Raw genomic sequence first — 17,192 nt, forward strand, 5'->3', positions numbered from 1 at the left:
GCCCCGCGCCGGGGGCGGCGTCTGTCCGTATCGGGTGACAGGCGACGCCGGTTTGCGGGCGACACCCGCCCAGTAGTAGGCGTCAGTCGGATCTGGTGGAGGATGGTCGGGGCGCCAACTCAGGACGGGCACGAGGCCGGGATCGAGGAGCTGCCAGTCGCCGAACAGGGCGGCCACCTGCTCTTCGGTGCGCGGCACGAAGGTCAGCCCGACCTCGCGGGTGGTGCTCACGACGGCGGCGACGGCGTCCGGGTCGTGGTCGGCGGTGGGGTGGCTGATCGCCAGGTGGCTTCCGGCAGGTGCCCAGTCCCGCAATCGCGCGGTGATCTTCCACGGGTCGTCGTGGTCGGACAGCAGCATCAGCACCGAGGCGCAGACGATCCCGACCGGTCGGCTGAGGTCGAGTACCGTGTTCAGGTCGGTGTCGGTCAGTACCGCGTCGATGTCGCGGATGTCGGCGTCGAGGTAGGCGCAGCGACCTTGCGGGCTGCTGGTCAGCAGAGCCCGTGCGTGCACGAGCACGAGCGGGTCGTTGTCGACGTACACGATGCGGGCATCCGGGACGATCTGCTGGGCGCACTGGTGCAGGTTCGGTGTGGTGGGGATGCCGGTGCCGATGTCGAGGAACTGCCGGATGCCTGCTTCACGGGCCAGGACGGTGACGACGCGGTGTATCCACTGCCGGTTGGCGCGGACCATCGTCGCGACCGCGGGTACGGCCTGGGCGATCTTGTCCGCGACCGCCCGGTCGGCGGCGAAGTTGTCCTTGCCGCCGAGCCAGTAGTCGTAGATGCGGGCCGCATGCGGCACATTCCCGTTGAGTCGGGTCATCGGATCGCTGCCACGGCGAGGTCACCGCGTCCGGCGTCGACGGCCTGCACGACGGCGGTGATGGCCGTGTGGTTCTGGCGTTCGGCGACCAGGGCGAGCCACGTGTTGAGTTCGTCCACGGGCATCGCGTCGTACAGGAATTCCGCCAGCTCCAGCACGGTGATCAGGCCGCACAGGGCGGAGCTCTCGTCGCTGGGTGGGGTGGGGCGGTAGCGGGAGCTCTGCGCGTGGTGGGCGACCGCGTCACGGATGCGGGCGCGCGCCCGTACGGCGAAGCCGTAGTGCACCGGAAGGTAGACGTCGGCGGTGATGAGTCCGGCCAGGCGGCGGCGCCGGGTGCGCTGGAGCAGGCCGGCGGTGACCAGAGCGGCGCGGGTCCGCTCGTAGAGGTCGGCGGACGCGAACGAGCGTAGCCAGGCGCGCAACTGCTGCTCGTCACGGCGGCGGGTTTGCCCGATGGTCGCCACTGCAGCGTCCCACAGGGTGTTGCCGGTCGCCTGGCTCTGACACACGGTCAGTCGGCCGGGTCGGGGTTGCCACTGGCGACGGAACTCGTCGTAGTCGTAGCCGACAGCGACGTGCTCGGCGAAAGCCAGCTCGAGCAGCAGGGCGCCGGCCAGACCGAGTTCGAGGGACTGCTGGTTGATGAGCAGGGCACCGGTGTCATCGTTGTGGGCGAGGAGGTACAGCTCGGCGTGCAGCGGCAGCACACTGCGCGGGCCGCTCGGGTTCATCGGGTCGGCCTTGCCGGTGGTGGTGGCATATGTGGTCATCGCGATTCGGCTCCACCAGTGCGCAGCCGTCGGTGGGTGCCTCCGTAGATGGCGGCGGCATCGGGCAGCAGGTGTTTGGGCAGTCGCGCGAGCATGGTGTAGTTCGGATCCACGACGTTGCCGACCGGTGCGGTGCCGGCCTGCGACACCAGCTGGTAGGCGTCGAGGGTGTCGAGGCCGGTCAGCTCGGCGGTCCAGGCGACGAGGTCGTGCTGACTGATCCGGAACGCGTCCTCCAGGGGACGGGCGCAGCCGATGGACATGATGGCGTCGTCGGATTCGATTCGCGGCCACCGAGTCCTCACCTGCTTGAGGACCTCGACGGTGATCGTCGTGGTCATGGCGACCTCGACCGCGACGCCGCAGACCTCGCCCTGGCCCTGGCGGGCGTGTCCGTCGCCGAGGCCGAGCAGCGCGCCGGGCACGTTGACCCCGAGATACAGCGTGGTTCCGGCGCGTAGCTCGGGGGTGTCCAGGTTCCCGCCGTGGGTATCGGCGGTGAGGCTGGAGCGGGCCTCGAAGGCGGCCGGGGCGACGCCGACAGTGCCGTGCATCGGGTCCAATGGCAGGTCCACGGTGTACTCGGCGTTCCGGGCCCGGTAGCGGACCACCCCGGCGGCGCTGTCGATGTCGTACAGCCACACCCGTTCCTCCAACGGTGGTTGCAGGCTCGCCGTATGCGACGTCGAGGTGAGCGCTCCGAAGTGCGGGAACGTGCTGGACACGCCGGTCGTTCGGGCCGGGACAATGGACTGGAAATGCACGGCGAGCGTATCGCCGGGTTCAGCGCCGTCGATGAAGAACGGCCCCGTCACCGGGTTCAGATACGGGAACTCACAGACCCGGCTCGGCAGGTCGTCGACCGTGGTGACGGCGCCGCCGAAGCAGTCCTCGGTGAACAGCGTGAGGGTGTCGCCGGAGCGCAGGCTCGCCACCGGTTCCACGCCGCCGAACGTGTATGCCAGGTCCGAGGCGATCGGGGTGTACGTGTGGTGTTCTCCCACGAGCGTCACACCTCCTGACGTGCGCGGGCCGCCGGATGCGCCACTGACGCGAAGCCGGACAGCTGCGGTCGACGCCCGGTCAGGTGGAGACCGATCAGCACCAGGACACCCAGACCGATCCACACGAACCCGAGATGCTGCGCGGCGACATTCGCGTTCCACACCACAAAGGCGAGGATCGTCGCGCCGACGAGCGGCATCAGCAGGTGAGCGATCAGCTGGCGGCTGCGCAGCCGGATGACGTAGTAGACGATCACCGACAGGTGCAGTAACAGGAACGCGGTCAACGCCCCGAAGTTGATCAGACTCGACAACAGGGCGATCCCGTCACCGCGCTGGTTCATGTAGAGGCCGAGCACGAGCGAGACCGCGGCGACGAGCAGAATCGCGTTGCGCGGCACGTTACGTTTACGCGACACCTTCGCCAGGAACGCCGGAAGCTGCTTGTCGCGGGCCATCGCATACAGCAGCCGGGAGATCGCGACCTGCGCCACCATCGAGTCCGGCAAGCCCCAGGCGATAGCGGTCGCGACCGCGCACACGGTGGCCAACCACGGCCCGGACGCCACCTCGGCCGCGGTGTAGAACGCCGTCCCCGCCGGATCCCCGTTCGTGATCAACGCTTGCGGATCGGGGGTCAGGATCGCCGCCACCCACGTCTGGGCGATGAACAGCAGACCGGTGACGAACAAGGCCCCGGCCATCGCCCGGCCGATCGCCTGCGAACCGCCCTTGGCTTCCTCGGCGAGCATCGCGATGCCGTCGAAACCCAAGAAGCTCAAGACCGCCACCGAGGTCGCACCGAGCAGCAAGGCCCAGCCGAAAGTGTTCGGGTTGTACAGCGGCTCCCAAGTCCACTGGCCGGCCCCGCTCAGGATCGCCCACACGCCGAAGCCGAGGAAGATGAACAGGACAACCAGTTCACCGATGAGCATGATCCAGGTGAACCGCGCGGTCATCCGGATCCCGAGTGAGTTCACGATCGTGTTCGCCGCGACGAACCCGATCAGCCACAGCCACACCGGGACCGACGGGACAGTGGCGTTCATCGCGACTGCGGCTACCAGGTAGAGAAGCGAGGGCACCAGGATGTAGTCGAGCATGATCGCCCATCCGGCGACGAACCCGACCGGCGCTCCGATGCCTCGGCCGACGTAGTTGTAGACCGACCCGGACAGCGGGAACGCCTTCACCATCTGTGCGTACGAGAACGCGGTGAACACCAGGGCAACAACGCCGATCGCGTACGCGCCGACTACCATGCCGCCGGACGCGGAGAACACCGCGCCGAAGATCGCCATCGGGGCGATCGGCACCATGAAGATCAATCCGTACGCGAGCAGGTCCCGGAACCGCAGTGCCCGCCGTAACTCCTGCTGATATCCGAACCGCTGTAACTCTTCGACCGGGTACGACACCGGAGAGTTTCCCTTCGCTGGACTGGATGATGTTTTGCTGGCCCGGACGATCCGGGCAAGGCGTCGTGGAATGTGGCGGGCACCTGCCTCCGGAAGGTGGCCGACGGCGGTGCGCAACCCGCCGCCGCGCCCCGCTCGGCAGCGACGACGGGCGCGGTCTCATGGGCGCGGTACAAACCTGATGTCGTCTAGCGTCCCGCCGACCTCGATACGGCCGGGGCCGTCGATGGCTGTAAACGTTTGAGGACCGCTCTGACCAGCTGCTGCCGGTATCGCGTGAAGCATGTTCCTGGTGGCGGCCACCTGACGCTCGATGGTGTCCGCATCGATCGGCCGTAGCCGACAACCGCACACCGTCATGTACTCGCGCCGAGCCCCGGGCGACTCCGATCGGTAGAACCGGGCACCGCAACGGCAGAACAGCATCCCGCACAGCGGATGTCGCGCGGGTGGGCGCTGCTCGCGGTTGCCATCGGCCACCGGATGGGCGATCTCGGAAGCTGCCGGAACGACGTTGAACCCGGAGTTTGCTGGGCTGGGCGGTCGGCCGGCATGTGCCGACCGACCGCCCAGCTGGTCCCGGTCACGACGCTCGGGGGAAAGCCATGACCGGGCGATCCACCCTTCACCGACCAGCGGCAGCGACGTGTTCGACATTGGGGAGTGTTCGGTCATCACGTCCTCCACGGTGGTGTTCGGGTGTTCCGGCGCGTCAGCGGCGAGGCTGTCGCAGCCGGTGACTGGCGACCCGCGACATCGAAACGTCGCGTGTCGTGTGCCTACGATCACCGACAGTCCACAAGCGCGGAACCCCGTATTAGTAGGAGAGTTAGCAGGAGAGTTGGTAGGCGAACTGCCGTTGACCTGCGGTTCCGTAACCCTGGCGAGAGGCCAGAAAGGTCCTGAAGCCGAAATCCGGGGTTACGCTCTGGCAGCACCCGACAGTCCCGAGTTGCCGGACAGTCGCGATGCGCTCTCACATTTTTGGTGCCGGAGGTTTGTTGATGATCAGCCCCTACGTGCGGCGCCATCGCCTCGCGGCTGAGCTGAGACAGCTCATGCAGGAGCATGGCTACTCCGCCCTGCGGCTCGCCGCGGCAACCCGCATCCCGAGGCAGCGGATCAGCCAAATACAGAACGGGCACGTCGGCCCGAGCGATGCCGAGATGATGCGCATCCTCGAAGTGCTCAAGGTCGGCCAACGCCGCTGGGACGAGATCATGGCCGTGACCCGAGACTGCCGGGAACGCGGCTGGTGGGAGAAGTTCCGCGATGAAATGGGCCCGCAGCAAGCCCTCTACGCCGACCTTGAGGCCGGCGCACGTTCGATCACCGAGTACCAACTCATGGTTCCCGGCTTGCTCCAGATTCCCGCCTTCACCGAAATCCGCGTACGCGCCAACCGCGGCACCCGCCCCGAGCACTTCGACCCCGCCCGCGCGCTGGAGGCTCGCGCGTTTCGCCAACGCGTACTCGACCGCGCTGGTGGCCCCAGCTACGAAGTCATCATCGACGAGCAGGCGGTACGTCGGCCAGCGGCCCCACCAGACGTGATCCGCGCACAGTTGCATCATCTCGTCCAGGTGGGACGCGACCGTAACAAGATCACGCTTCGAGTCCTTCGCCTGTCCGCCCAACTACCTGGCTACGTCGTGCCCAAATCGTCCTTCTTCACCTACCGGTTCCCGGACCCCAACGACCCGACCGTGGTCGCGGTCGACACCGACGGTGAAGACCTGGTCCTCACCAGCCCGACAGCGACCAGCCACTACCTGGACCTCTACCAGCGCATCCAGCAGGCGGCTCTTTCTCCCGCCGACAGCCTCGACTTCCTCGCCACGGTGGCCGAGGAACAGCCCGACTACGCAGGGAACCGACCATGAGCAGCAGCAAGTTCACAACCTGGTTCAAGTCCAGCAGGAGCGACGGCGCCAGCAACTGCGTCGAGACCTCCTTCGCCGACGACGGAACCGTGGGCGTTCGCGACAGCAAGAACCCCACCGGCCCGATCCTCGAGTTCACCCCCACCGAGTGGAGCGCCTTCGTCGCCGGAACCAAGGACGGCGAGTTCGACCGCAATCCGACCAACGGCAGATAGGCAATCGGCACGGCGGCTGCAGCGAATGGTGCCGCCGCCGTGCCCACCAACCTATCGCTGTCCGGCGGAGAAACGGTATCGACGGAGTCCGTCACGCCGACGCTCACCTGCATCACGCCTTCCGGGGAACACGGAACTGTCGCAGGCGGCGCGGCCTGTTGTCCGCGGTGAGGATCCGCTACCGTCAACGCACGGCGGATCCACCACAACTGCGACACAACGGCGACGCCGGAACAACCGCAAGGTCTGGACGAGAAGCGCAGTTCGACAAGTCGCGGCCGAGGGCTGATTTTGGTGACTACTCGCAAAAAACCAGGCACCATGCCGAACGGCAAGCTGATCGAGGCCCGTCTGCGTCTCCTCTCGCCCACCGGCTCCGGCCAGCCGATGTCGCGGCAGGAACTCGCGGAAGCGGTCAACGCTTGGCAGTGGGAGCACGAAGCAGCCAGAGATCACCTCGACGAGAACGACATCGGAGCCTATGAGCGCGGCGAGTACCGCTGGCCGCGGCGGCGGCGCAGGGATGGCCTTCGCGCCGTCACTGGTGCACGGACTGACGCTGAGCTTGGTTTCTACCGAAACCGTCGGCCGTCGTCGACCCGTGCGGCTACAGCCGCAGCAGAGCTACTGAATCATGAGAACGGCCGTGCCGCTTTGCCGAGTGAGCGGGTGGACCGTCGTGCTCTGATCAAGTACGTTGCGGCAGCCGGAACCGGGCTCGCGGTGGCGCCGGCGCTCATACTCGATGATCTGGACCGGATCGAGGCGGTGGGCCGGGACAGCCACGAATATGGCGACGAGGCGCTCGTTGCCTTCCTGACCGGCAAGCTTGCCGAAAGCGCAGGGGACGATGGGCTTCATGGTCCACGTTATGCTCTGCCGACCGTGCTCGGAATCATTTCGATCGTGCAGCGTAAAGCGCGATCAGTCGATTGGGACATGCGCCGTCCCCTGATGCGCGTCGGCGCCCAAGCGTCAGAGTTCGCCGGTTGGCTGTATCGCGACCTGGGCAATCCCGTCGCCGCAGACTATTGGCGAGACCGGGCATCGGAGTGGGCCATGGAAGCAACCGATTACGCCATGCCCGGATACATCTTGGTCAAGAAGAGTCAGGCTTCGTGGGACAATCGCGACGCCGCCCGGATGTTGGGACTTGCCGAGGCAGCCCAGGAAGGGCCATGGCGATTACCGGCGCGAATCATGGCGGAAGCGGTTCAGCAGCAGGCGCGTGGACTGGCGATGATGCAGACGAGTCGACAGAAGGTCGATGACACGCTGAAACGAGCACGTGACCTCCTTGAACAAGGCGCAGGAGATAAAGGCGCATTGGCAGCCCATTACGATGGAGAATTGTTCAAGCTGCAAACCGCGATCTGCTATGGCGAGTCCGGTCGTCCTGAGAAGGCTGCCGAGATCTACGAGACAACCTTGAGACCGGATATCTTCTCAGCGCGGGACTTCGGGTACTTCTCCGTACTGCGGGCCCAGAACATGGCATCCATCCAGCAGGCTGATGCAGCCGCATCCATCGGCTGCGCGGCCTTCTCCACTGCCACTCTGGCCGGATCGGTGCGGACCGTGCAGGAACTGTCCCGGTTACGGGCTCACCTGCATCCCTGGTGGAAACGGCCGGCAGTTGCCTCGTTCGCCCAACTCATGGAAACGGTGTAGCTAAGCGCTCCAGGCGGCAATGTCCTCGATTGCCTTCGCCTGCCATATTTGCGTCTGCGGATTCCGGTACTGCGGATCGTCATGGACGGCGATCCCGTGCTGCGCACCCTCGATCTCAATCAACTCAGCGCGTGCGGCGATCTTCGCTATGAAGTCGCGTGAACTCTGCACGGGAATGAAGGTGTCACCGGTCCCGTGCAGGATCAGCGTTGGTGCCTGAATGTCGCCCGACTTTCGATCAGGGCGCAGATAGAACACCTCGTTGAGCAGAGGACGGCCAAGCTTGAACGTTGTCGAGTGTGGCAAGAACCCATCCTGAATCAACTCACGACCCGCAGACTCGGCGATCTGATCATTATTCCAGTAGGGCTTATCGTCAATAAACCGCTTCTTGTAATTGACCAGCGGGTTGATCAGGATGAGCCTAGCGATCTCCATCGGAAATTCGGCAGCGAAATACGCACAGATGCCGCCGCTGAAGCTGGCCCCTAAGAGATTAACGGGAACACTATTAGATAGCTCGCGGGCATGCGCGACAGCAGCACGGATGTCGTTGAGGACCCCGGAAAGCGTGAGATCCTCCTGTCTGCCTTCGCTTTCACCGTGGCCGCGAAAGTCGAAGCGCAGCGACGCCACACCAGCCGAAGTCAGGCCCGCAGCGAGCCGACCGAAGAACCCGCCCTCTTCACGGGTCACACCTCCACCGTGTACCAACACGGTGCAGGACCGCGGCGGTCCGCTCGGCGCGACAAATGTTCCGCGAAGAAGCAGGCCGTCGGCACTGCGAAAGCTCGTTTGCGTGGTCGCGGCCGACGTGGCGTCGTCTGTCATGCTCGGGGTTCCCTCCAGCCGGATCCGCACCTCGCCGGTAGCTTAACGGTTCCACGCCTCACGGTTGGCCTGCGCTCAACGTGCCGACGTCAGGGCGGCGATCGTCGTCAACCAGCGTCGGTTCCAGGCGGGCCAGTGCCACCGGTTCGTAGCCCGCCAGTTCCTCCCCGGCGCGGGCACGCCAGGCCGGGATCATCGCGACCGTTGCTCCCCATAAGCACAAAAAGCACGCCTCTCGCGCGTTGCGGCTGATAGCGGGGGCGGCGGAGCGAGCCGTGACGGCTCGCTCCGCCAAGGTAGGCCAGTAGATGGGGCGGTCCCGATTTACCGGCTGTCCATGATCTGTAGGAGTTTCTCTGCCAGCCACTGTCGTCCGTGCGGAAGGGCGACGATGTGGGCTGCGTTGATCCTGGTGGCGTGGTCGATGGCGCGTCGGTCGTCGGAGGTGAGTGCGGCCACGACGACGATGCCGCCGCAGTAGAAGGGCTTGCGGACGCGTCCGACGAGGTCCGTACCGATGATGATCATCGGGCGATGGCGAGCGTTCTTACGGCCGTCCGGAAGGGAGCCGGTGACGTCGAAGTCGCATCCGGCGTGCTGTTGGACTTGTTGTATTTCTTGGCGGAGCCAGGTGCTGGCGGTGATGGCGACTGGCGGGTACCAGAGTGGCCTACTTGCCATGGTCGTCCTCCCTCCGTGATGCGGTGCTCTGGTCGTCGATCGACCGCTCGATCTCTGCCGCACTGATCCCCGCGTTCACTGCGTAGAGGATGGCGAGGGCGGTCTCGTTGGCCGGGTCGATGTTCAGGGCGCGTTCGGCAGCCAGGGTGGCGATCATGCCGTCGCCGAATCTCCAGGCGGTGAACGCGAGCAACGTGGCGGGGGCGAGGACGAACGGTTCGGGTGCTCGGCGGGTGATTTCGATCCAGAACGCGAGGTGTTGCTGGTTCGGTTCGGTTCGCCCGCTGGCCCGGTTGCATACCGATGGGTGCGTGAGCAGGACCAGGAGCCAGGCGAGTTCGGCTTCGTCGGGTGAGATGCCGTTGGCATGCTGGCGGAGAGCCTCGGCGATGGCCGATACTCCGGCTTCGTCGAGGTCGTCACCCAGCATCTGTAGACGGGCGGTGGCTTCGATGATCGCCTGCTGGATCGCTTCACCGGTGGCAGCGGTGTCCGGTGTGAGCAGGGCAGCCTTGGCGTCCCGGTTGGGCAGGGGGCGACCACCCCGGCGTACGTGGCTTCGGCGGGGACCGGCGAGGCCGAGGGATCGAAGGGTATGCCGTCCGGCGGGCAGTCGGAGTGGGTGCAGCCGGGGTGCAGGATGCGGTTGTCGGTCACGCGTAGCAGCGGGCGCACGGGCAGTCCGCAGAGGGAGAACACGGCGGCGGCAGCGTGCAACGCCGGGTCGAGGTCGGCCGCTGGGCCGTAGCCGATCAGACCCAGCGTGGGGTTCGGGTGGGCTCGGCGGGCGACGTCAGCGATGTGGTGACTCATTTCGATCAACGCCGCGGCGGGGTCGTCCGGGCCGGGGAGTTCCAGGCGTGCGCCGAGTACGACGAGGTTGTCGGCGAAGGCGATGACGACGATGCTGCCGTCGCCGGGCTGGAATCCGAGCAGGTAGGGCGCGACAGCGACGAGGTCGACGTCGTTGCGGATCCGTAGTTCGGGTAGGGCGTCATACATGAAGAGGCTCCTTGGCAAGATTCTGGTAGCACTGCTGATGCGGCGCCGGGCGCATTGGGACCGGCCGGCCCCGTGAGTCGCGCGATGCGCGCTCCGGCGGGGCGAGACACCGTCATGAACCGGGTCCATGGCGCCGTGGCGGGTGAGGCTCGGCCTCACCCGCCACGTGCCGGATCACTCTGGTGAGCGGTTTCCGGTGTCAGGCCGTCCGCGCAGGATGCGGACGGTGGTGCTCAACTTGATGGGCAGGTTCTCGTCGCCCTTGAGGAAAGGCTGGACGTCGATGGGACGGCGCAGGCTTCGGCCGGGGCCATACGCCTGTTGACGTTCATGACCGGAGACCCAGAACCGGTGGTCGGGCTTGGCCCGCGTCCGCGAGCCGCCCCGCCTCTGATCCGGTTGCGCCATAGTGGTGGTACGGGGTTTGATCCGTACGGTCTTGACCTCGGGTGCCGGGCGTCGGCTGCGCTGGTAGGCGCGGATCGTGCCGTTGGGCAGTTTCGTCGCCACGGTGTCGGCCATCTGCTGATGGATCAGCAGCCAGGTGGTCACCATTGGGCTGAGCGGGTGATCACCGTCGATGGCGGCCCGGCGGGTGAGGTGTTCGGCGTGGATGGGCAGCAGCCAGCCGATCTCGTGCCGCAGCTGCGGCATCAGGGTGTCGGGGACGGCGGTGCCGATGCTGCGGTAGCCGATGAGCTGCCAGCCGTCGGTGCTCTGGGTCCAGGAGACGGCGGCGAGTTCCTCCCTGGTGCCGACCGGTTCGGACCAGACGATCAGGCCGTCCGGGGTGGGTGCGAGGTCGTCGGTGAGTCGGGCGGTGGGCTGGTCGGTGCTGACCGCGGTGACCAGGCCGGTGAACTCGTCGTTGACCCAGTACATCGGTGCGACGTCGAGTTGGTCGGCCAGGTGCCGCCGGCGGCTCGGCTCGTTGATCGGGCCGGGTAGCCGCACGCTGCCGCGGAGCAGCCCGGTGAACCGGTCACGGATCTTCGGCAGCATGTCGGCGGTGATCCGGGCCGGTGGCCACGGCGTGGTGGCCAGCAGGGTCCGGTCTTCGCGGCCGAGGACGATGCCGCGGTGCAGCAGGTGGAGTTGGGTGTACTCGATGCTGCCGGGACGCCATCCGACCAGGCCCGCGCACCGTGCGGTGAGAGCGTCGATGTCGTCGGCCTCGATGAGCTGGGCGCACGGGTAGCAGATCTGCCAGTGGTCGTTGTAGGTCTGCACGACACCGGCGTCGACGGCCAGGAGTTGGATGAGCCCGGTCCGGTAGTCCCAGACCGGCAGGCCAGTGGAGCAGGTGTGGCAGCGGTGGAAGACATCGCGCAGCAGGGTGGCGCTGATGGGCGTGACCGGGTGGTCCTTCTCGGCGACCGGGTGCCGGTAGCTGACGTGTTCACCGTCGTGGTGTTCGGTCAGGGCTTCGCGGCAGAGGGCACAGGCCATCAGGTTGGCGAGGTTCATGCTCCGCCGCCGTTCGGGGTGCGACGCTGGTCGCGCAGGCGGGGTCCGCGGCGCGGCGGGCGGGTGGGCATCGTCATGCCGGCCCGGTAGAGGACGTACTGGTTCCCGCCTTGCTGTTTGGCGTGGTACATGGCCAGGTCGGCGTGGTGCAGGGCAACGCCTTCGAGCAGGTCGGTGCTGGAGGCGACGGCGATGCCGAGGCTCGCGGTAACCGTGACGAGGGCGGGCCCGTCGTCGGTGCGAACCTCGACCGGTTCGGCGATCACGTTGGTGAACAGCAGGGCCATGTGAGCGAGCCGGGTGGCGTCCAGCGGCGCGATGACGGCGAACTCATCGCCGGCCAGCCGCGCGGCGTGCCCGCTGTAGAGGGCGGCGAGCCGGGTAATCCGGACGGCGGCCGCCTTGAGCAGGTCGTCTCCGGCGTCGTGGCCGTACGCGTCGTTGACTTCTTTGAACAGGTCGAGGTCGATGAGCACGGTGACGATCTGCCGGGGCTCGGATGCGGCGATGGCGGTGTGGATGGCGCGGAGGCCGCTGCGGTTGTTCAGCCCGGTGAGCGGGTCATGGGTGAGCTGCCAAACCTTGTCGGCCAGGTCGTCACGCAGCCGGGCGATGATCAGCCGGGTTGCCCGGCGGCCGGTCAGGAAGCCGATGACGGCTCCGAGCGTGACGGCCACGAGGGTGGCGATCACGAGGGGTGTGGTGAACACTGGGTTCCTCCATTTCTGGTGGAGAAACCCGGGACGCGCGTTTTCCAGGCGAGGCGTCCCGGGTTCCGGATACGACGACGGCCCGCCTTCTGGCGGGCCGTATTTGGTGCTTCGGGCGCCGTGTACGGCGGCCCGGGTCAGGTGGTCTCGGGCGTCGCGATCGAGCCGTCCCAACTGACGGTGGCGCCGACACGAGCCGGGTATCGCCCGGCGGAGCCCTTCAGGCCGGTCCGGTCGGGCGGGCGTGGCTCGTCGGTGCGGGGCCGCCGGCCGATCACGTGTGTGGAGCCGGGCGGAGTCCCCTGGGGGCGCAGTTCGTAGCGCTCGTACACGCCCCTGACGTAGTCGATGTCAGAGTCCAGCGGGTGGTAGTCGCCGCGCAGGATGGTGCCGCCGAGCCGGTTGCAGCAGGCCACCGTGACGGGGTACCAGCCGGTCAGGGCGACGAAGACCGTGTGGCCGCAGGACAGGTCGAACTCGAACACGCACAGCCGGTACTCCACGAGATCCCCGGTGGCCGAGCTGACGGGCGCGGACGGCGCGCAGGGCTGGCAGATCGGGCCGAGGTCGGCCTGGTATCCGCCGTCGCAGTGTTCGCAGACGATCCGGAGGCAGGCGCGGCATTCGCCGGAGGCGACGTCGTGGAGGCCGGTGCCGCAGAACCCGCAGTCGCCGGTCAGGCATGCGTCGGTGTGCTCGCCCGGCCGGTGCTGATGGCAGGGATGCTCACCCATGGTGGCTCCGACGCAGGTGCTGGTAGATGGTGTCGGCGGTCAGTGCCTGGCCGGTGCGGTTGTCCGGACTGTCGATGCGTCGCCAACCGGCGAACTCGCACGCCAGGAAGATGGTGGTCTGCTCGGTGGTGATCCCGAGGACGTCGCCGGCCGATAGCGAGCGCAGTTTCAGTAGCCGGTAGGTGCAGGCGAGCAGGAAGTCCAGCTCGCCGCCGCCGGGGTATCCGCGGCGGTCTTGCAGCGTGTCGAGGTCGGCGTTGAACAGGGCGAACGCCCAGTCGGCGATGTCCTCCGGGCTGGTCTCGGCGGGCAGGTCCCGCCAGTGGGAGATGACCTTGGTGAGGGTGTGGCCGGGCTCGTACGGGAAGAAGCGGCTGTCGGTGTTGTGGTAGACGGCGATGTAGAACAGCGTCATGATCGGCCTTTCGCTGGTGTCTGAACGGGATTCATGCCGGGACCGGCGCAGTGGTGAGGGCTGCTTGGAGGTGGCGCAGGCCGCGTCGTTCCAGGTCGCGGACGGCTTGGGTGCTGCGATCCATGAGCCGGGCGGTGTCGTCGCGGGGGTAGCCGTCCAAATAGCGCAGCTGGATCGCGCGGCGCTGGGCGGCGGTCAGCCTCGCCATCGCGTGGGCGAAGGTGATCCGCCCGAGCCGGTCAGGCGGCGCGGCGACGGCCGGGGCGGTGGGCGCGGGCTCGTGGTCGCGGACGACGTACGCGGCGCGGACGTAGCGGCGGCGGGACCAGTCGTGCTGGTTGCACGCCTTCGCGGCGTGCCAGATGAACCAGCCGCGTACGTCGAGCAGCGCGGTGTTCAGGTCCGCCAGGGCTCCGGTGAACGTCTCCTGCACGAGGTCGGGGATCGCGTCGCGGTCGCGGCCTCGCAGGCGCACGGCCACATACCGGGTGACCGGTTCGCGGAAGGTGAGGTAAAGCTGTGCGAAGGCGTCGCGGTCGCCGTGCTGGGCGCGGTCTAGCAGCGCGAGAACCTGCGGGGCGACGTCCGGACGCCGGCGGGGCGCAGGCACGGCGGGGCGGTGGCGTGGCGTACCGAGGTCGGGGTACGGCATGGGATTCCTCCATCCATCAGGTGGAATCCGGGCACGCCAGATCGGCCGTGCCCGGAAGAGTGCGCGGGATTCGCGCGGTCGGCCGGGCACGGCCGAAGAGGGAATCAGCTAATACGTGAGTCCGTACAGCCGCAGGTGCGCCTCTTTGAGGTGTCCCGCGACCAGCTCGCTGTTGGCGCCGGCGGCACTGAGGCTGTCGATAATGGCTCGCAGCGCTGCGGCTGGTGCATCGACGGAGCCGGGGAAGGCACGGGCATCGGTGTTCGCGGCGATGCGCTGGATGGTCTGGGTCAGGTACGCCTGAATCAGGTTGAGGCCGCACACCAGTCGGGCCAGTTCGGCGAGGTCGTGCAGTTCGGCGGCGTGGGTCATGATGTCGCCGAGGTGTTCCACCGCGAGCAGGATGATGTAGGTCATCGCGACGGTGACCGGCGGATCCAGGCGCGGATCATCGCCGAGCATCTGAGCGAGCATGTTCACGACGTCTTGGCCGTCATCGTCGATCCCGGGACGATCGGGGACCTGCGCGTACCAGTCGGCACCAGGCAGGTACCAGGCGGGTTTGAGCATGTCGTCCTCCTCCGGACAGCAGGAAGGCGGCCATCGGGTGATGGCCGCTGCTGGAAATTTGGGTGTGCGCTACCGCGCCCTGGCCGTGTCAGCGGAGGGCGTCAGCAGATGGGTGCCAGATCCGAGGCTGGCGGCGGCGGCCGACCGTGATGGTGGGCGCGATGCCGTCGCGCGGGGCAAGGGATCGGGACACAGAAAGAAAAGGAGAACCTTCAGCGTACGAGGGACCGGCGGTCCCGGTGCTCGGCTGTCAGACCGGCAGGTCTGTCAAAACCTGTCAGCCGGGCAGTCCCGCAGTCCCGGTCAGGTCCCCTCGATCGAGCGGGACTGTGCGGGACATCGGCGAAGTCCCGCTCGACGGGACTCCTCCAGCCGGCGGGTCCCGCTTCGGTCGCCGAGGCGGAGCGGGACCCGCCGCCGGGACTCGCTCGACGGCGGCCGGTCTGGTCGAGTACCGCTCCGCCGGGACGAGGCGGGCGGCCTCAACGGTCACCCGTTGTCGGCCAGTGATCGGTGAGACCGGGCCCCTGACACGGGGCAGCAAACGGCAGGCAGGACAGCGCCGGGTGGCACCTGTCAGGTTCCCGGTTCTGACCGGGTGGCACCTGTCAGGTTCCGGCTGCACCGCCGTGCGGACCTGTCAGGTCGGGCACGGCGGCCAGCAACAGCCCGACGACCCCGGATGATGGCGACGCATTCCCGAACGCCCGCCCCGAAGCCGTGTCAGGCCGGTCAACGATGACGAGGATTGCTCCGATAAACAGTGCCTGACCTGCATGGACCCCAGGATTGGCCGGACGAACCCATTGGGTTGCTACGGAACTTCAGGAGTTTTTAACAGCGTCGCAGGACCAAGACGTCCTCATGCGCGATGAGGTGGACGGGGACGCCTTCGGCACGGGCTCGGCGCACGGCCATCAGCCCAAACATGGAGGCGCGGTGCACGATCTGCCCGTCACGGACGGCGGCGAGCATCGCCGCGCATCGCTGCACCGGGACCAGTCCGACCGACTGGGCGACCGCGAGCAGTTCGCCGGGCAGGTCGATCAGGTTGTCCCGCTGGCGGCGTACCGGTCGGCAGGTGATCACCACGGTCCCGCCGGGACGCAGCAGTTGATACGAGGCGGCCAGGATCGTGGCGAATCCGTCGAGCAAGCGGGACCATCCCGCATAGGCGAGGTTCCCGCGTTCCCGGTCCCCGTACAGATGGTCCCGCTTGCGTACCCCGGTACTGTCCGCCCGCACCAGCCCGTGAGTCCCGCGCCCGTACGGCGGCGAGGTGAGCACGAGTCCCACCTGACCGACCGCGGACGCCGGGACCAGATCGAGCAATCCGGTGGCGTCCCCGGTGATGACCTTCGCGGTGCCGGCCGCGCCCTGCGACGCGGCCAGAGTGATGTTCTGCTCGGCCATCGCGGTGAATCGGGGCTCGATGTCGATGCCGATCGCGTCACGGCCCAGATGCATGGCCTCGACCAGTGTGGTGCCGGACCCGGCCATCGGGTCGAACACCAGATCACCGGGCGCAGTGAATGAGCTGATCGCGTGGGCGGCCAGGTGCGGCAGCATCTTGCCTGGGTGGGTCGAGGTTGCCGGAATGTAGCGGCCCCGGCGCTGGTCACGTGCCGGTTGCTGGCAGGTCAGCCAGACCGAGGTGACCGGCAGAGTGGCGTCAGCCATCGCTGCCTCCGTTCTCCGCACTGTGGGTCATGATCAGCACGTCGGTGTGGATATCGAGCTGGGTCTGATTCCCTCGTCGCAGCGGCCGGCCCGCCGCCACGATGTGCTGCAGGTACGCCAGCCCGGCCTTCTTCGCCGCGGTGATGACATCGACCGGAAGAACCACGTCGCCGTGCGGCAGCAGGACGGCCACGCAGCCGCCCGGCAGCAGACTGGTACGGCACCGGGCGAAGAACTCCCTCGGGTCGCTCGAGGGCCAGCCGGTGACGATCAGGGTCGCGGTGTGCCAGTCCCAGCCGACCGTCCGGGTGTTCTGCAGGTGGCTGCGACGCCGGGCGGCGATGATCGCGCGGGCCAACTGCGGCCCGGCGGTGAGGTCGGTGATCAGGTCAGTCGGGTGGGTGAGGTTGTGCACGAGCCGTACGCCCATCGCGTTAGACATGGTCTCGCCCGGAACGGGAGCGGGAACCGGCCAGAACGTGATCGGCACGGGCGGGTCGCCGGACACCACGTCCCCGACGGGAACCGGCGCCTGACGGTGTTTTCTCTCGGTCATGGGCTTCGTTGGCCCCCGGACCGGCGGGCGCGCTGACGATGCACAGGTCCTGTTTGTCAGGCCGATCGAACTCGGCCGTGTCCTGTCAGCATCGGTCAC

Annotated in this window: 18 protein-coding genes and 2 pseudogenes; 3 read left to right on the forward strand and 17 right to left on the reverse strand. The window is 67.4% G+C overall.

Annotated elements, in window-relative coordinates:
* Nucleotides 1–48 precede the first annotated feature (48 nt).
* From BLU81_RS12630 to BLU81_RS12645, 4 genes and pseudogenes are all read right to left on the reverse strand, one after another.
* A pseudogene (locus tag BLU81_RS12630) lies at nt 49–831 on the reverse strand (SAM-dependent methyltransferase); the annotation flags it as partial.
* Complete coding sequence (locus BLU81_RS12635; RefSeq protein ID WP_092544542.1) at nt 828–1,604, reverse strand: GPP34 family phosphoprotein; 777 nt, start codon at nt 1,602–1,604, stop codon at nt 828–830. The gene BLU81_RS12635 and the pseudogene BLU81_RS12630, both read right to left, overlap by 4 nt.
* Nucleotides 1,601–2,608 carry an acetamidase/formamidase family protein gene (locus tag BLU81_RS12640; protein WP_231954770.1) on the reverse strand — a complete coding sequence of 336 codons (1,008 nt, stop codon included), beginning with the start codon at nt 2,606–2,608 and terminating at the stop codon, nt 1,601–1,603. Before BLU81_RS12640 ends, BLU81_RS12635 begins: the two co-directional genes overlap by 4 nt.
* 5 nt (nt 2,609–2,613) lie before the next feature.
* Nucleotides 2,614–4,026, reverse strand: coding sequence for an APC family permease (locus tag BLU81_RS12645; RefSeq protein WP_092544546.1), 1,413 nt, complete (start codon nt 4,024–4,026; stop codon nt 2,614–2,616).
* Nucleotides 4,027–5,030: 1,004 nt separating this feature from the next.
* Between BLU81_RS12645 and BLU81_RS12650 the strand changes: the two genes are divergently transcribed.
* The 3 genes from BLU81_RS12650 to BLU81_RS47985 all read left to right on the forward strand — a co-directional run bounded on the left by BLU81_RS12650 (nt 5,031) and on the right by BLU81_RS47985 (nt 7,795).
* A complete protein-coding gene (locus tag BLU81_RS12650; protein WP_092544548.1) occupies nt 5,031–5,909 on the forward strand; it encodes a helix-turn-helix domain-containing protein in 879 nt (292 codons plus the stop codon).
* Nucleotides 5,906–6,124, forward strand: coding sequence for a DUF397 domain-containing protein (locus BLU81_RS12655; RefSeq protein WP_092544550.1), 219 nt, complete (start codon nt 5,906–5,908; stop codon nt 6,122–6,124). Before BLU81_RS12650 ends, BLU81_RS12655 begins: the two co-directional genes overlap by 4 nt.
* A gap of 321 nt (nt 6,125–6,445) precedes the next feature.
* Nucleotides 6,446–7,795 (forward strand): hypothetical protein, encoded by a 1,350-nt coding sequence (locus BLU81_RS47985; RefSeq protein WP_157751519.1) that lies wholly within the window; start codon nt 6,446–6,448, stop codon nt 7,793–7,795.
* Here the strand turns inward: BLU81_RS47985 and BLU81_RS12670 are convergent, their stop codons facing one another.
* The 13 genes and pseudogenes from BLU81_RS12670 to BLU81_RS12725 form a co-directional block, all read right to left on the reverse strand.
* A complete protein-coding gene (locus tag BLU81_RS12670) occupies nt 7,796–8,626 on the reverse strand; it encodes an alpha/beta hydrolase (RefSeq protein ID WP_092556984.1) in 831 nt (276 codons plus the stop codon).
* Nucleotides 8,627–8,684: 58 nt separating this feature from the next.
* Nucleotides 8,685–8,822, reverse strand: coding sequence for a hypothetical protein (locus tag BLU81_RS47990; RefSeq protein ID WP_157751520.1), 138 nt, complete (start codon nt 8,820–8,822; stop codon nt 8,685–8,687).
* 128 nt (nt 8,823–8,950) lie between these two features.
* Nucleotides 8,951–9,154: a hypothetical protein gene (locus tag BLU81_RS12675; RefSeq protein WP_092544555.1), complete on the reverse strand. Its 204-nt coding sequence runs from the start codon at nt 9,152–9,154 to the stop codon at nt 8,951–8,953.
* A 142-nt stretch (nt 9,155–9,296) separates the two neighbouring features.
* Complete coding sequence (locus BLU81_RS50565; protein WP_092544557.1) at nt 9,297–9,995, reverse strand: DUF4192 family protein; 699 nt, start codon at nt 9,993–9,995, stop codon at nt 9,297–9,299.
* Nucleotides 9,902–10,438: pseudogene (locus tag BLU81_RS52060) on the reverse strand (DUF4192 family protein); the annotation flags it as partial. The gene BLU81_RS50565 and the pseudogene BLU81_RS52060, both read right to left, overlap by 94 nt.
* A 45-nt stretch (nt 10,439–10,483) precedes the next feature.
* Nucleotides 10,484–11,776 (reverse strand): hypothetical protein, encoded by a 1,293-nt coding sequence (locus tag BLU81_RS12690; protein ID WP_092544559.1) that lies wholly within the window; start codon nt 11,774–11,776, stop codon nt 10,484–10,486.
* Entirely contained in the window at nt 11,773–12,486 is a 714-nt protein-coding gene (locus tag BLU81_RS12695) for a GGDEF domain-containing protein (protein ID WP_157751523.1), read from the reverse strand. Before BLU81_RS12695 ends, BLU81_RS12690 begins: the two co-directional genes overlap by 4 nt.
* Before the next feature lie 137 nt (nt 12,487–12,623).
* Nucleotides 12,624–13,220, reverse strand: a complete 597-nt coding sequence (locus BLU81_RS12700; protein ID WP_092544563.1) for a hypothetical protein — start codon at nt 13,218–13,220, stop codon at nt 12,624–12,626.
* The gene (locus tag BLU81_RS12705; protein ID WP_092544565.1) at nt 13,213–13,635 is read right to left on the reverse strand and encodes a hypothetical protein; all 423 of its coding nucleotides are present in this window, start codon (nt 13,633–13,635) and stop codon (nt 13,213–13,215) included. Before BLU81_RS12705 ends, BLU81_RS12700 begins: the two co-directional genes overlap by 8 nt.
* Nucleotides 13,636–13,666: 31 nt before the next feature.
* Entirely contained in the window at nt 13,667–14,287 is a 621-nt protein-coding gene (locus BLU81_RS12710; RefSeq protein ID WP_092544567.1) for an RNA polymerase sigma factor, read from the reverse strand.
* A 108-nt stretch (nt 14,288–14,395) separates the two neighbouring features.
* Complete coding sequence (locus tag BLU81_RS12715) at nt 14,396–14,857, reverse strand: hypothetical protein (protein WP_092544569.1); 462 nt, start codon at nt 14,855–14,857, stop codon at nt 14,396–14,398.
* Nucleotides 14,858–15,691: 834 nt separating this feature from the next.
* Complete coding sequence (locus BLU81_RS12720) at nt 15,692–16,537, reverse strand: TRM11 family SAM-dependent methyltransferase (RefSeq protein ID WP_092544571.1); 846 nt, start codon at nt 16,535–16,537, stop codon at nt 15,692–15,694.
* Complete coding sequence (locus tag BLU81_RS12725; RefSeq protein ID WP_231954464.1) at nt 16,530–17,093, reverse strand: hypothetical protein; 564 nt, start codon at nt 17,091–17,093, stop codon at nt 16,530–16,532. The genes BLU81_RS12720 and BLU81_RS12725 overlap by 8 nt, the downstream gene beginning before the upstream one ends.
* Nucleotides 17,094–17,192: the final 99 nt, after the last annotated feature.

Source organism: Actinoplanes derwentensis (assembly GCF_900104725.1).
GTDB classification, from domain to species: domain Bacteria; phylum Actinomycetota; class Actinomycetes; order Mycobacteriales; family Micromonosporaceae; genus Actinoplanes; species Actinoplanes derwentensis.

Coding starts and splice junctions, on each gene's coding strand:
- BLU81_RS12635 (WP_092544542.1), bottom strand. CDS start 1,604: ATGACCACATATGCCACCACCACCGGCAAGGCCGACCCGATGAACCCG.
- BLU81_RS12650 (WP_092544548.1), top strand. CDS start 5,031: ATGATCAGCCCCTACGTGCGGCGCCATCGCCTCGCGGCTGAGCTGAGA.
- BLU81_RS12655 (WP_092544550.1), top strand. CDS start 5,906: ATGAGCAGCAGCAAGTTCACAACCTGGTTCAAGTCCAGCAGGAGCGAC.
- BLU81_RS47985 (WP_157751519.1), top strand. CDS start 6,446: ATGCCGAACGGCAAGCTGATCGAGGCCCGTCTGCGTCTCCTCTCGCCC.
- BLU81_RS12670 (WP_092556984.1), bottom strand. CDS start 8,626: ATGACAGACGACGCCACGTCGGCCGCGACCACGCAAACGAGCTTTCGC.
- BLU81_RS47990 (WP_157751520.1), bottom strand. CDS start 8,822: ATGATCCCGGCCTGGCGTGCCCGCGCCGGGGAGGAACTGGCGGGCTAC.
- BLU81_RS12675 (WP_092544555.1), bottom strand. CDS start 9,154: ATGATCATCATCGGTACGGACCTCGTCGGACGCGTCCGCAAGCCCTTC.
- BLU81_RS12690 (WP_092544559.1), bottom strand. CDS start 11,776: ATGAACCTCGCCAACCTGATGGCCTGTGCCCTCTGCCGCGAAGCCCTG.
- BLU81_RS12700 (WP_092544563.1), bottom strand. CDS start 13,220: ATGGGTGAGCATCCCTGCCATCAGCACCGGCCGGGCGAGCACACCGAC.
- BLU81_RS12705 (WP_092544565.1), bottom strand. CDS start 13,635: ATGACGCTGTTCTACATCGCCGTCTACCACAACACCGACAGCCGCTTC.
- BLU81_RS12710 (WP_092544567.1), bottom strand. CDS start 14,287: ATGCCGTACCCCGACCTCGGTACGCCACGCCACCGCCCCGCCGTGCCT.
- BLU81_RS12715 (WP_092544569.1), bottom strand. CDS start 14,857: ATGCTCAAACCCGCCTGGTACCTGCCTGGTGCCGACTGGTACGCGCAG.
- BLU81_RS12720 (WP_092544571.1), bottom strand. CDS start 16,537: ATGGCTGACGCCACTCTGCCGGTCACCTCGGTCTGGCTGACCTGCCAG.
- BLU81_RS12725 (WP_231954464.1), bottom strand. CDS start 17,093: ATGACCGAGAGAAAACACCGTCAGGCGCCGGTTCCCGTCGGGGACGTG.